General features: G+C 43.0%; 13 protein-coding genes and 1 pseudogene. 7 read left to right on the plus strand and 7 right to left on the minus strand.

Annotation, left to right across the window (positions count from 1 at the left end):
* Positions 1 to 7 precede the first annotated feature (7 nt).
* The 3 genes from C3F22_RS13910 to C3F22_RS13920 form a co-directional block, all read right to left on the minus strand.
* Positions 8 to 775 (minus strand): transporter, encoded by a 768-nt coding sequence (locus C3F22_RS13910; protein WP_034170253.1) that lies wholly within the window; start codon positions 773 to 775, stop codon positions 8 to 10.
* Between the two features lie 24 nt (positions 776 to 799).
* Positions 800 to 1,342, minus strand: coding sequence for an ankyrin repeat domain-containing protein (locus C3F22_RS13915; RefSeq protein WP_004781453.1), 543 nt, complete (start codon positions 1,340 to 1,342; stop codon positions 800 to 802).
* Between the two features lie 128 nt (positions 1,343 to 1,470).
* Positions 1,471 to 1,839: an HPF/RaiA family ribosome-associated protein gene (locus tag C3F22_RS13920; RefSeq protein WP_004781451.1), complete on the minus strand. Its 369-nt coding sequence runs from the start codon at positions 1,837 to 1,839 to the stop codon at positions 1,471 to 1,473.
* Positions 1,840 to 2,286: 447 nt separating this feature from the next.
* Here C3F22_RS13920 and C3F22_RS13925 point away from each other — a divergent pair.
* From C3F22_RS13925 to C3F22_RS13940, 4 genes and pseudogenes are all read left to right on the plus strand, one after another.
* A pseudogene (locus C3F22_RS13925) lies at positions 2,287 to 3,107 on the plus strand (IS5 family transposase).
* A 193-nt stretch (positions 3,108 to 3,300) separates the two neighbouring features.
* Complete coding sequence (locus C3F22_RS13930; protein WP_004781448.1) at positions 3,301 to 4,035, plus strand: outer membrane protein OmpK; 735 nt, start codon at positions 3,301 to 3,303, stop codon at positions 4,033 to 4,035.
* Between the two features lie 97 nt (positions 4,036 to 4,132).
* Positions 4,133 to 4,636, plus strand: a complete 504-nt coding sequence (locus C3F22_RS13935) for a GNAT family N-acetyltransferase (protein WP_004781446.1) — start codon at positions 4,133 to 4,135, stop codon at positions 4,634 to 4,636.
* A gap of 119 nt (positions 4,637 to 4,755) precedes the next feature.
* Complete coding sequence (locus C3F22_RS13940; protein ID WP_005232724.1) at positions 4,756 to 5,484, plus strand: hypothetical protein; 729 nt, start codon at positions 4,756 to 4,758, stop codon at positions 5,482 to 5,484.
* Between the two features lie 62 nt (positions 5,485 to 5,546).
* Here the strand turns inward: C3F22_RS13940 and parE are convergent, their stop codons facing one another.
* Complete coding sequence (gene parE / locus C3F22_RS13945) at positions 5,547 to 7,427, minus strand: DNA topoisomerase IV subunit B (RefSeq protein WP_104426751.1); 1,881 nt, start codon at positions 7,425 to 7,427, stop codon at positions 5,547 to 5,549.
* A gap of 1 nt (position 7,428) precedes the next feature.
* Positions 7,429 to 8,022 (minus strand): YqiA/YcfP family alpha/beta fold hydrolase, encoded by a 594-nt coding sequence (locus C3F22_RS13950; protein ID WP_005232728.1) that lies wholly within the window; start codon positions 8,020 to 8,022, stop codon positions 7,429 to 7,431.
* A gap of 247 nt (positions 8,023 to 8,269) precedes the next feature.
* Between C3F22_RS13950 and C3F22_RS13955 the strand changes: the two genes are divergently transcribed.
* Positions 8,270 to 9,601, plus strand: coding sequence for an alpha/beta hydrolase (locus tag C3F22_RS13955; protein ID WP_104426752.1), 1,332 nt, complete (start codon positions 8,270 to 8,272; stop codon positions 9,599 to 9,601).
* 88 nt (positions 9,602 to 9,689) lie between these two features.
* Here the strand turns inward: C3F22_RS13955 and C3F22_RS13960 are convergent, their stop codons facing one another.
* A complete protein-coding gene (locus C3F22_RS13960; protein ID WP_004781437.1) occupies positions 9,690 to 10,217 on the minus strand; it encodes a disulfide bond formation protein B in 528 nt (175 codons plus the stop codon).
* Positions 10,218 to 10,235: 18 nt separating this feature from the next.
* Positions 10,236 to 11,813 (minus strand): glutamate--cysteine ligase, encoded by a 1,578-nt coding sequence (gene gshA, locus C3F22_RS13965; RefSeq protein WP_004781436.1) that lies wholly within the window; start codon positions 11,811 to 11,813, stop codon positions 10,236 to 10,238.
* A gap of 212 nt (positions 11,814 to 12,025) precedes the next feature.
* Here gshA and C3F22_RS13970 point away from each other — a divergent pair, with 212 nt between their 5' ends.
* Entirely contained in the window at positions 12,026 to 12,565 is a 540-nt protein-coding gene (locus C3F22_RS13970) for a DUF924 family protein (RefSeq protein WP_104426753.1), read from the plus strand.
* 41 nt (positions 12,566 to 12,606) lie between these two features.
* Positions 12,607 to 13,176, plus strand: a complete 570-nt coding sequence (locus C3F22_RS13975; protein ID WP_005232738.1) for a CC0125/CC1285 family lipoprotein — start codon at positions 12,607 to 12,609, stop codon at positions 13,174 to 13,176.

A 13,176-nucleotide genomic window follows, 5' to 3' on the forward strand; every position in this document is an offset into this window, starting at 1 on the left:
GAGCAGCTTAGAATAGGAACGATACGCCCAAGCCTGAGAAGTAACCTTTATTCTGACCTTCCAGATCCACCCCGACACTGGCATCAAGCTGTACCTGATCATTCAATACATACATAACGCCAGTGCCTAGCGCATATTCATTATCCTGACTTTCGGCTTTGCGATAAATCAGTTCTGAATAACCTGACCAGCGATCAGCAATCTGATAGCCTAAAGTCGGAATCGCAGTAATCGCCCAGTTGCTATCCTGCCATTCATAACGCATGGTCAGTGCAGTATTCACCAAATCATTATATTGATAAGCAACTGCTGAGCTCAGGCTGTAAATATCTTCTTCATTGCTAAAATTAGCATTACCTGTGGCAATAATGGCTTCAGCCATCAGCGCCATACTGAGTTTTTCATCATCCAGATCAATGGCTTTTTTCAGGCCAATACTGACATCGCCTAGACCGTCATCCTCTTCAGTCTGGCCATTGAACTTGGTTTGTGACCAAGCCGGACCGGCCCAGCCTAAACGTAATTCCAGATCATCAGTCAAACCGGTACGCAACAAGACGTCGGCATTTAAAGTGGTTTTTTTCAGCTTGCTTCCATCCGCAGTCGCTTCGCTATAGGAGAAACTCGGTAAACCCTGTTCCCAAGCTAACTGACCCACTGGAACTGTACTGGTGCCCAGACCTTCACCTGGTCGGTCAAACTCTACCGCTGCACAAAGCTGTGCACTCACACCCATCAGTGCCATCAAACCCAATATTCTTAAAGTTGTCTTCATCTTGCTGGAGCTCTTTCTTAAAATTTAATGTAATTCCTTGGTCATTTTTGCGCCATGACTACGCAATAATTCTAGGGTCTGTTTTTCTTCTTCCAGTGCTTCTGCCCAGTTAATTTCATCAAAATCACAATCAAAGAATAAATCACTAATCGATGACAGGATGGTTAAACCTTCTTCATCCTTGCTGTTTGGATTGACTTTTTCTTCTAATAGGCGCTGCACTGCAGGTACACAGGCTGCACTGGCCGCATCCCAAAGCGGGCCATAAACCTCTTCAGCATCCCAGAGATGCAAATTGACTTTGGCCTGAATCAGCGCTTCCAGAATCTGTAAATGTACATCCAGACGTTGCTGTTTTTCTTCGGCAGTTAATGGACTACCCGCTTCATAAGCTTCGCACACTTCTTCCCACCATTTGAACAGACCATCCGACCAGATGGAAATGACTGGACCTTTTTCCAGATCAATAAAATTCGGGTTAAGTCCATCTGCCAAAAGCTGTTTGACCTGACCCAGATTAAGTTCTTCGAGTGCTTGCACAAAAAGCTGTTGTTGCGCAGTTAACATGATGGAGCTCACTTCAAATTCGTTTTTCACTATTATGCCGAATAAAGCAGGATTTGTTTTGTTCTCATTCGTTTATTTTATCTAAAATTGAAAAAAGCCCCGTAGGGCCTTTTTCATCTGCGAATTATTTATTGTTCTAGATCTGTACCTGTATCTTCTTCCGCAAGTTTTAGCGGAGTGCTACGTACGTTATCTTTTTTCTCAATCACATGTTCCAGACTGCGTTTTAAACGGTCAATAGCACCATGAATGGCAGTATCAATATTATGACCATGATGGTTCACGACAATTGGCTTCAAGCCGGCAGGACGTGCTTCGATCATGCAGCGAATATCGTCATCGCCTCCTTTGGCGGCATTTTCATCGCTAAGATGCACTGAGAAATGGGTAATACGCTCACTGTGGCGCTGGAATTCCTGATTTAATTCGGTACGAACGTAAGTAATTAGACGATCACTATTGCGAATGTTTTTATCGGTACGGAGTTCAATGTTCATAAAATACCATCCTCAAATCATTTTAACTTTTTAGTGCAGAATTTTTATCTTGGCACGTGTATAGCTTGCTGTTTTATATTGCATTTCACATCTTCAAATCGCTTTGGATAAAACCCTCCAGATTGAATGATGAACACATTTTTGAGTCTGCAGAACCGTGTTCCTATTACTTCGAATATCGGTCCTCTGTTGAAAATATGCAAGTGATATTTTGATTTTTTTAGCAAAAGGACAACCGATCGTGACAACTGCTTACCGGATCATGATTGACCTTCCAGATTTGGGACAATCGAAATACTATTCACATGACTTTCCCAAAATTAAAGCAGTCTTTGCCCTGTTCATAGAGGATCTATGTCTTTACTTTAACTAGCTTCAAAATTGAGTTTCTATTCTTAAAATTAATAGACCTCTTGCGAAAGTAAAAACCACCTCAATATAAATTTCATGAGATATCAGAAATTAAATCGTTTTTCAGATTCTGAATTCAAACGCTTGGTTGGCGTACCTCGATAAGTTTTTACTGAAATGGTCGATGTTTTAGAAAAAGCAGAATCACTTAAAAAGAAATCAGGTCGTCCTCATACTTTAGCTATAGAGGATCAGTTGTTATTAACGCTCAATTACTTACGCAACTACAGCACTCAACTAGAGTTGGCGGCATACTACCATATCGCTGAAAGTAATGTGAGTCGAACCATTAAAAAGGTTGAAGATGCTTTGATGAAATCGAGATGTTTTACTGCCAAAACGAAGTATTACCACAGCAGACGAACACTTTAACTGGGTCATTATTGATGCGACAGAATGTTCAATAGAACGCCCGAAAAAAAACCAGAATAAGTTCTACAGTGGTAAAAAGAAGAAACATACACTAAAAACCCAAGTGATTTATCATCCGCAGAGCAAACAAATCATAGGGATCGATGTATCAAATGGCAGTCAGCATGATATTAAACTGGCAAGAAAAACGGTTAAGAAGTTTAAACATTGTGAATATGTTCTGACGGATTCAGGGTACTATGGATTATAACAAGAGGGATTTAAGTTATTGATGCCAATCAAGAAAAAGAAGAAGTTACCTTTATTTGATGCTGAGAAAAAGTACAATAAAATGCTTGGAAAAAATACGAGTTGTGATCGAACACATCAATAGTCAATTGAAAACATTTAGAATATTAAGTGAACGCCATCAAAATAGACGGAAAAGATTCGGTTTACGCATTAACTTAATTGCTGCACTCGTAAACCGGATAAACTTGCAATAATGACTTTCGCAAGAGATCTAATTTAAATATAAAAACTTAACTTCATTTAAATATCCTATAAACCTTCTTCTCCCAATATCTCAAATTATCATCAGCTCAAGACGATGAAATATTTCTGTCAGCGATCAATTTTGACTTTATTTTTACTTATTAATCTGTATCCTTAAGCTGCTTTCTCGGGGGAGATATTTAAATGAAATTTACACAAATCGCGGCACTTTGTGCATTAGCTTCAACAGCAGCTTTCACTCAGGCAGCAGTTTGGCAAGATTTTAGTTTGTCAGCTTTATATGGTGAAAACTATAAAGCACCATTTGCAGCGGGTAATGAAAAAATTGATCAATCAACCATTACTGCTGAATATGCAGCTGGTTTAAAATATGGTGATATCTTCGCCTTTGCTGACCGTACCAATAATGACTTCGGTAATGAAACTTACTTCGAAGTTGCACCGCGTTTAAGTTTAGGTGCAGTCACTGGTCAAAAGCTTGAACTTGGCCCAATTAAAGACGTACTTATTGCCACCACTTGGGAGGGCAATAGCGGTGCGAGTGACTTTAATAACTACCTATACGGGATCGGTTTTGCACTTAATATTCCATATACTAGCTATGCAAATATTAACTTCTACAAAGCTGACAATGACCTGCAAAAAGATGATTATCAAATGACGATCACTTATGCAGTTCCATTTAAAATTGGTGGCGAAGAATTCCTGGCAGATGCTTTCCTGGACTGGTCAACCGCTGAAGGTCCTGATCACAAAAGCGAATTGAACTGGACTTCACAATACAAATGGAACGTTGGTAAGCATATCTCTCCTGAGACTAAACTTTACCTCGGTATTGAACATTCTATTTGGAATAACAAATTTGGTACTGACGTTGATCAACACGATGTCAGCGCATTGGTTAAATACCACTTCTAAGTTTTTAGAATGAATAAAGCAGGACTTCGGTTCTGCTTTTTTATTGCCTAAATTCAGGTTATGGTTAGATATTCTCTTTCTTTTTTGGCATCTGCTTATGAGCTTTATTATTCGTCCTGCTCAAATTCAAGATCTGGAACATCTACTCCCGATCTACAATGCTGAAATCTTGTACGGAACCTCAACCTGGAATAGCACGCCAAAGACAATTCAGGATTTTCAGAACATGCTAAGTGAATTAAGTGCTCAGCAATTTCCTTTATTGGTGGCTGAACATTCAGCATCCAAGCAAATTGCAGGTTATGCGGATTATTCTACTTTTCGGCCCATCCAGGGCTTTAAACACACTGTTGAACATTCTGTCTTTCTTCATGCAGATTTTATTGGGCAAGGTCTGGGCAAAGCCCTGATGCTCAAGCTGATTGAACATGCCCAGCAAAATGCAATCCATGTTATGGTCGGTGCCATTGACCATGAAAATCAGGCATCGATTGCCTTACATGAGAAATTAGGCTTTAAACAAACCGGTTATATGCCGGAAGTTGGACAGAAATTTGGACAATGGCGCGATCTGGTATTAATGCAACTCAACCTGAACTAAACCAAAATATTTTATTTTTTATGTAAAACTTAATATAAACAGGTCAATAATCTGTTAGAAAAATTGCGGATAGATAAAATTTTCTATTAAAACCAGAATAATGTCAGTTGAGTAAAATTATGAATAAATGGCTTATCTTTATCAGTATTCTCCCTCTGAGTAGTTTTAGTTTCGCCAATTCAGACTTTGAAACTGAACTCCGATCCGAATGTGCCAAGGTGAAAAGCTATGCCAACTCGGGAAGAAAATTTTATGATCAGAAACAGTATCAAAATGCGCTAGGACAATTTCAACAGCAAGCTTCCTGGTCTGCCTTTTGTGCAATGCATAGTGAAAATAGCGATGTATCTTTTTCCGAAAATGCCATTACCACTGCTTTTAATAATGTCGGCTTAAGCTATTTTAAATCAGGAAAGCCACAATGGGCACGGGCCTGGTTTTCAGTCTTTCCTCAGGCCAAAAGCAGTCAATTTAATTTAAAACAGCTTCCTCCCCCGCAAAAAACTCAAAACTTGGCTGGCATCTATATACAGCATGCTGGCTTTGGTCACTGGAATACCATTCAAGTCAAACGGATTAAAAATTCTTATCAGATTCATTTTAATGGGTTATATATGGGACTAAATAGCATGATTTATGGTCCAAATATAGGTGAATTTAAAACCACAATGCCTGTTAATAAAAATCAAACGGCCTATCGATCAGATGATTGCAAAATTAACCTCAATTTTGCTTTTGATCCTAAACAGGGGCAGCAGGTGATTTTAAAACAGGACAGTGGCAGTTCAGGTTGTGGCTTTGGACATAATGTCTATGCAGATGGACATTATTTAAAAGTTGAGTCCTAAATGGAGTTGTTAAAAAAGCCCGCGATTGCGGGCTTTTTAATAGGTATTAGCAGCAAATCAGTTTACACAACGATATCTGCCAGATTACCTTTCTGTTCCAACCAGTCTTTACGGTCACTGGCGCGTTTTTTTGCTAGCAGTTTATCCAGTAAACCTGAAGTCAGGTGCACATCATCCAGATCCAGTTGCACCAGACGACGAGTATTTGGATCTAAAGTCGTTTCGCGAAGCTGGCTGGCATTCATTTCACCTAAACCTTTGAATCGGGTGATTTGCGGGTTCTTGTTTTTACATTTTTTCAGGATGCCTTCCAGTTCATCTTCATCCAGCGCATAGTGCACATCTTTAGCATCATCGATACGGAATAAGGGTGGCATCGCCACAAACAGATGCCCTTCTTCGACCAGAATCGGGAAGTGTTTTACGAACAGTGCACATAACAAAGTCGCAATATGCAAGCCATCCGAGTCGGCATCGGCAAGAATACAGATCTTGCCATAACGCAGTTCAGACAGGTCATCTGAACCTGGATCGACGCCAATCGCGATTGCAATGTTATGAACTTCCTGAGAGGCCAGCACTTCATCCGAAGAGACTTCCCAGGTATTTAAAATTTTTCCGCGAATCGGCATAATCGCCTGGAAATTCTTGTCCCGTGCCTGCTTGGCTGAACCACCCGCAGAGTCCCCTTCCACAATAAACAGTTCAGACTGATCCAGATCATGTCCGACGCAATCTGACAATTTCCCAGGTAAAGTTGGACCAGCGACAATTTTCTTACGCTCAACTTTCTTGGCCGCTTTTAGACGGCGACCTGCTTTGGAAATCGCCATTTCTGCCAGTTGCATAGCGATGTCTGAATTCTGGTTCAGCCACAGTGCAAACGCATCTTTGGCAATATTCTGTACAATGCCTGAAGCTTCACGGCTGGATAAACGTTCCTTGGTCTGACCAGAGAATTGTGGCTCCTGGAATTTCAGTGACAGGATGTAGTTCACCCCGTCCCAGACATCTTCTGCAGACAGTTTCATATTCCGTGGCAACAGGCTACGCAGTTCGCAGAACTCACGCATGGCATCGGTCACGCCAGAACGTAAGCCATTCACGTGAGTACCACCTTGGGCGGTTGGAATCAGGTTGACGTAGGATTCCTGAATACTTTCTCCACCTTCCACATTCCAGCAGATGGCAAATTCTGCACTGGCACGCTCAGCGTCACCTGTCGCCACAAAAGCAGGAGCCGGAATGATTTCACGGTCTTCCAGCTCATCCATCAAATAGTCGACCAGACCATTTTCAAACTGCCAGGTGATCTTTTCATCATTGATCTGGTCGATATAGTTAATTTGCAGACCAGCAGCCAATACCGCTTTAGCTTTTAAGTTATGTTTTAGGGCTTTAAGCGCGAATTTTGGAGAATCGAAATATTTGGTTTCCGGCCAGAAATGAACAGTTGTCCCTGTGGCACGTTTCGGTGCCTTACCTTCTAACACTTCTAACGGTGCAGTCGGTTCACCATTTTCAAAGGCCATTTTATACAGGTTGCCGTGACGCTGAACTTCAACTTCTACGCGGCTAGAAAGCGCGTTGACGACCGAGATCCCCACCCCGTGCAGACCGCCAGAAAATTGATAATTATCGGTACTGAACTTACCACCGGCATGCAGTTTGGTCAGGATAATTTCAATCCCGCTCTGACCATATTCTGGGTGAATATCGACAGGCATACCACGGCCATTATCTTCAACTGATAATGAACCATCCTTATACACCGTGACCGTGACTTTATTGGCATGTCCCGCGAGTGCCTCATCGACCGCATTATCAATCACTTCCTGCGCCAAGTGGTTTGGACGAGAGGTATCGGTATACATGCCCGGACGACGACGCACCGGATCTAGACCAGATAAAACTTCAAGAGATTGAGCCGTATATTGAGACACGTTATTCGGTTTCCTTTTTTATGCAGTCGGATAAAAACTGTAAGAGCAGCGGAATTTTCTCCGCAAAATCATCCATGCCATGGCTGCCATTGGCCTCGGTCATTAGCAGTGCAGGTGGACGAGCTGAACTATAATAGCGATGTGCTTCACGATAATCCAAAACTTCATCGCCTTGTTGTAACAGCACTAATATTTTGTCTGCATCTTGCGCAGTTGGTAGTGCCATGGCTTCGAGCTGGCCAAGATCTGCGTCATTCAGGCACCAGTTCGGATGAACCTGCAGGGGCAATTCATCATCAAACAGTTCACGAAACAGTTGCCATGGTCGCATTGCCGGATTGATCAGTACAGCCGGCACATGCGCTTGAGCGACCAGATATGTCGCATAGAATCCCCCAAGACTACTGCCGACCAATGCCACCTGATCCATCGACTGGATCAATTTAGAAATCTTCTGAATTGCAGCCATCGGCGGCATGTTCAAATCGGGTAAATGCACCTGAATATCCGGGTACTTGGCACAGTATTGTTCCAATAACTGGCCTTTAATCGAGCTGCTACTACTCTTGAACCCATGCAGGTAAATGATATTCATCGGCAATAAATAAAAAACAAACAAAATGTCAAAATTTAATTTAAAAGTGTGAAATACACTTCATTTTATAACCGCTTAACTTAATTGCTTAAATTGTCTGACAAAAAAGCCTTTAATGTTATGCAATTCTCGCTATTTTAAGAGTATTCCGAATAAATTGAGAATCAAGAATACTGAAAAAAGAATTTATACCGTGAAGTGCTCAAAAAAGAAAGATGTCTACGGCTCATATAAAGGATAGGATCAAATGCCAAGTTTAACGCCATTGCATGAAACCTATTGTCGATGGGACCGAACTCCGCTTAGCCAGGCAGATGTCCTGGAAGGCCTGGCACAATTGGTCACCATGCGCTTTAGTGATGTAGTACAGGAGCTGATTAAATCGATTCAGCGTGAAATTTTAATGAGCGTATTCGGGCTGAGTGAAAAAAATTCCAAAACTTTCCAGAATATTCCTTATATCGTACGTCTGTATCAAATGTCTTATGACATGATCTTTCATTATGGCAATACCCTGATCGCGCCTGGACTGCGCCGCATTATTGAAAGATTTCCCAAATTACATAATAAACCCCTGACCCCGACCATGCATTTTATGGTCAGTGCCCTGAACGGGATTATTGGCGATTATCTGCTGAAATATCAGAATCCTCTCGCCTTGCCGATGCTTATTTACGATCATTATGGTTCTCTGCAACAAGGTGAGCTAACCGGACGCATTACCCTATTTGTGCATGGTCTGTGCATGAACCATCTGGACTGGTCAACTCGTAAATACCCGGGTATTGGGGAAAAATTGCTGGCTCAGCGCGACCATAACACCATGCTGTACCTGAACTATAATACCGGACGCCGCATTTCAGCCAATGGCCGCAGTCTGGCCAATACCTTGCAAGATCTGGTCAAACGTAATCCGGGAATTACCAGTATTGATCTGATCGGACACAGTATGGGCGGTCTGGTGTCACGCAGTGCCCTATTCTATGGCAAACAGAATGTCTATGACTGGATTCCGATGGTGGAAAATCTGGTCTGTCTAGGTTCACCGCATCATGGTGCGGTATTGGAACGTTTTGGTTTTAGCTTGCAGGAAAAAATTGGACATTTTCCTTTAGTGAAAATTGTGGGACATGTGGTGAATATTCGCAGTAACGGGATTCTGGACTTACGTCATGGCAGTGTTCGGGATGATGACTGGGAATATAATCCGGTACGGATTGGCTTTATGGACGATAACCGTAAACCTGCACCGATTCCTGCGCATATCAATGCCTATCTGGTGGCAGGTACGATCGAGTTTGAACACCATACCAACAAAACGCTTAATGTGATCGGCGATTATCTGGTCAGTGTCAAAAGTGCCTTGGGCGAACATTCCCATCCGCGTTTTGACCTGAAAGTACCTGATGCCCATAAGGCGATTTTCTATGGCCTAAATCATTTTGAAATTCAGTATCATCCACTGGTAGCTGAACAGATTGTGCGCTGGTTCTATCCAGGTGTGGAAGATGAAGCCTATACGCAAATTCATGAATATGTGACCGATCTGGACAGTATTGAAGGCATTGCCCTGACCTGATCGAAGGTAAAAAATTTGGTTCGCCTCTAAGAGAGTAATAAAAAAAGCCAGTCTGTAGACTGGCTTTTTTTGATTCAGATTTTGAAAATCAGTATTTATCTCTTAGACGTTTGACGGGCGCAGTCTGATATTTGCGGAATAATTGCCACAGGCTGATCAGCAATAAGATACTGAAGAACACCAATGACCAGACCGGTAAAGATTGCCCCAGGAACGTCCAGTCAATGGCAGCACATTCACCTGACCCATTCAGTACCTGCTGTAATACCGATTTCATCGGCAAAGTTTCCAGCCAGTAATCCAGACCTGGGCCACAGCTCGGCACTCGATCTGGGGGCAGATTCTGTAACCAGACATGCCGTGCAGCGACACCGACTGACCATAAGATACTGAGCGAGCCTAAGAAAGCATAACCACGCTTCATGGCATTGGATTTCGGATTATGCAGCAAAGCAATCAGGGAGATAATCCCCAGTCCGATTAATCCGATTCGTTGAAACACACACAATGGGCAAGGATTCAGCCCCTGTCCATGCTCAAGATACAAAGCAAATGCCATCCCGGCAACAGATGCCAAAAACAACACACCACTCACGAAGCGATAACCCCATTGCATGGTTAATCCTCTTATTTATTATCGATATTGGGCTAAATATTCAGTAAAACTGATCGTGTTATCTTGCTCGAGCTGCTGTTGTTGCTGCAATGACTTTTGTGACAATTCATTGAAATATTTAAGTGTTTCTTTGCTTAATCGATGTGATTCATAGAGATTGCTATGCTGATGGGCCAAATGCTGGCCAAATTGCCACATGCTGCTGTGACTACGGATATCTCCGACAATCAGGGCTGACAAGGTCGCATCAACTTCATCAACACGGATCTGCATGGCTTGCATAGCATTGTTATATAGATTAGTTTCATAAGCCTGATCGAGCAATTGAGCCAGTGGCTGCATACGTTGCAAATGCAGATTACACCAGTCTTCAATCATATAGCGCTGGCCATTTTCCATAATCGCAGCGTTATAGGCACGACCACGGTTGACCACTTCAGCCTGATTCTGGTCAATGATTTCCTGTTCGGCATCCAACAGCGCCGGGCTGTCTTGCAATAAGCAGTACAGTGCCACTACTTCCAGGAAGCCGGCAGTATCTTCATTGATCCCGATCGCGCTATACGGATTGACATCGACAGCACGCAGCTCGACATAGCCAATCCCGCGATTTTGCAAGGCTTGTGATGGAGTTTCGCCTTCTTGAGGTACCTGCTTTGGACGCACCAGACTGTAGTATTCATTTTCAATCTGTAGCACATGGTCATTGATCTGAATTGGCTGACCATTGGCATCATCCAGACCCAGACGGGTAAACTGTTTGTACGGTGTTTTAACCGCTTTTTGCAGACCTTCCAGATAATCCTGCAGATTATTGTAGTGAATACCCAGCTGTTTCTGTGCTGAATTCTGGTAGCCAAAACGTCCCATCCGTAATGCAGTCGAATAAGGCGTATATAAAGTACCGCGTACCAGCGGGAATAAATGGTGATCGCGTCCAGTCATAAAACACTGGCAAACTGCTGGACTGGCGCCGACCAGGAAAATCACCAACGGGGTTAAACGAATAAAGTTACGGATCAGCCCCATATAGCGATGGCTGCGATAATCCTGCAAGCTTAAAGCGCGCAGCTCTTCATCAGTTTCCTGTTCTTGTAGCGCTATAAAGAAATGATCCGGGAAAGACAGATTATAGTGAACCCCGGAAATGGTCTGCATACGGCGACCATAACGCACGCCTAAACCATGACGATACAGCGTTTTAAATAAGCCAATATTGGAGCTGCCATATTGCGCCAGCGGGATATTTTCATCCTTACTGTCGAGCATGCACGGCATAGACATCGGCCAGAGCTTTTCATCATTTTTCAGATGACGGTGTACAAAGGCATGAATGTCAGTCAGATAGTTGAGGGCTTCAGTAATACTCTCTTTCGGTGGAGTAATAAACTCCATCAAGGCTTCAGAATAATCGGTCGTAATATGCGGATGTGTCAGAGCTGAACCTAAGGCATGAGGATGCGGTTCCTGTGACAGGAAACCATTGCTTTGCATACGCAAGCTCTCACGCTCGATACCGCGCAGCATTCCTTTGATGAGCGACGAATCTACCCATTCCGGTAATACATCATGGGCAGTCGATTCAGGTTGACTCATTACAATCTCGCTTAATGGGGGGTAACTATTAAAATAGAATCATCGGTTTAGCTTAGTATACCGCGATTTCCAGACAGCACATGCTGCCCTGCCTAGTTTTCAAGCAAACCATTGATTTTTAGTTAGGCAAATTTTTAACACAAAGTTTCTCTATAAGACATGTGAAATTTGTGATTTTATTGACAAATAAATGCTAATAAATTGTAAACATTATGAATTATCAAGATATTTTAGATTTCTGGTTTAGTCCTGAGACTCAACCCAACTGGTTTGCCAAAAGTGACCAGTTCGACCAAAGTTTGAAGGAAAAATTTGGCGATATTCTGAAACAGGCGAGTAAGGCTGAACTATGGTCATGGCGTAAGAATGCTGACGGCCGGTTAGCAGAAATCCTTGTTCTGGACCAGTTTTCACGGAATATTTTTCGGGATACGCCGGGTGCTTTTGCCCAAGACAGTCTGGCTTTGGCACTGGCTCAGGAAGCCATCAGCCAGGATCTGGACAAGCAGCTGAGCCCGGATCAACGTTCCTTCCTTTATATGCCTTTCATGCATAGCGAATCTAAATTAATCCATGAATTTGCGCTAAAATTATTTCAGCGCCTCGGCAATCCAGAAAACCTCGAATATGAAATTAAGCATAAAATCATTATTGACCGTTTCGGACGCTACCCACATCGCAACCAGATTCTGGGTCGTGAATCCACCGAGGAAGAATTGAGTTTCCTGACCCAGCCAGATAGCAGCTTCTAAAGGTCTGTAATTCGCTGGATCATCCTATCAGGAGAACGAAGATGAAAAAAACTGTCATTGCCCTGACCCTTGCGACGGCAGCCCTGCTTTCTGGCTGTGCAACGACTCCGTCTAAGCCGCTGACCTTTGACCAGCTCGGCCAGTACAGCACCACCCCACTGAACGCCAACACCTACCGCATCAGTTTTCAGGCGCGACCTAATATGAGTTTCGGTACGGCCGAAGAAATCACCCTGCTGAAAGCCGCTCAAACTACGGTACAAAATGGCTTCCAGTTTTTCCAGGTATTGAACGATCCTAGTAACCGTACCCAGCAACCACCGCGTCAGGCAATTGTCTATCCGGCGCCTAGCATCTATCCATACGGCTATTATCGTCCTTATGGTTATTCCCGACGCTATCCGGGATTCTGGCCTGATCCATTCTATGATCAGCCCTATACTGTTACTTTAGATCCTGCTCAAGTGGCTTATACCATTGAGTGCTTTAAAGCCGGTCAGGAACCGAAAGATGCCTTTGATGCCCGCTTGATTTTACAATCACTTGGCGCTAAATATGGAGTAAGTCCATCCGGCCAAGTACTACAACCACAGCCGGCCACGCCTCAATAA

Origin of the sequence: Acinetobacter sp. ACNIH1 (assembly GCF_002934695.1) — a bacterium.
In the GTDB taxonomy this organism is placed as follows: Bacteria; Pseudomonadota; Gammaproteobacteria; order Pseudomonadales; family Moraxellaceae; genus Acinetobacter; species Acinetobacter variabilis.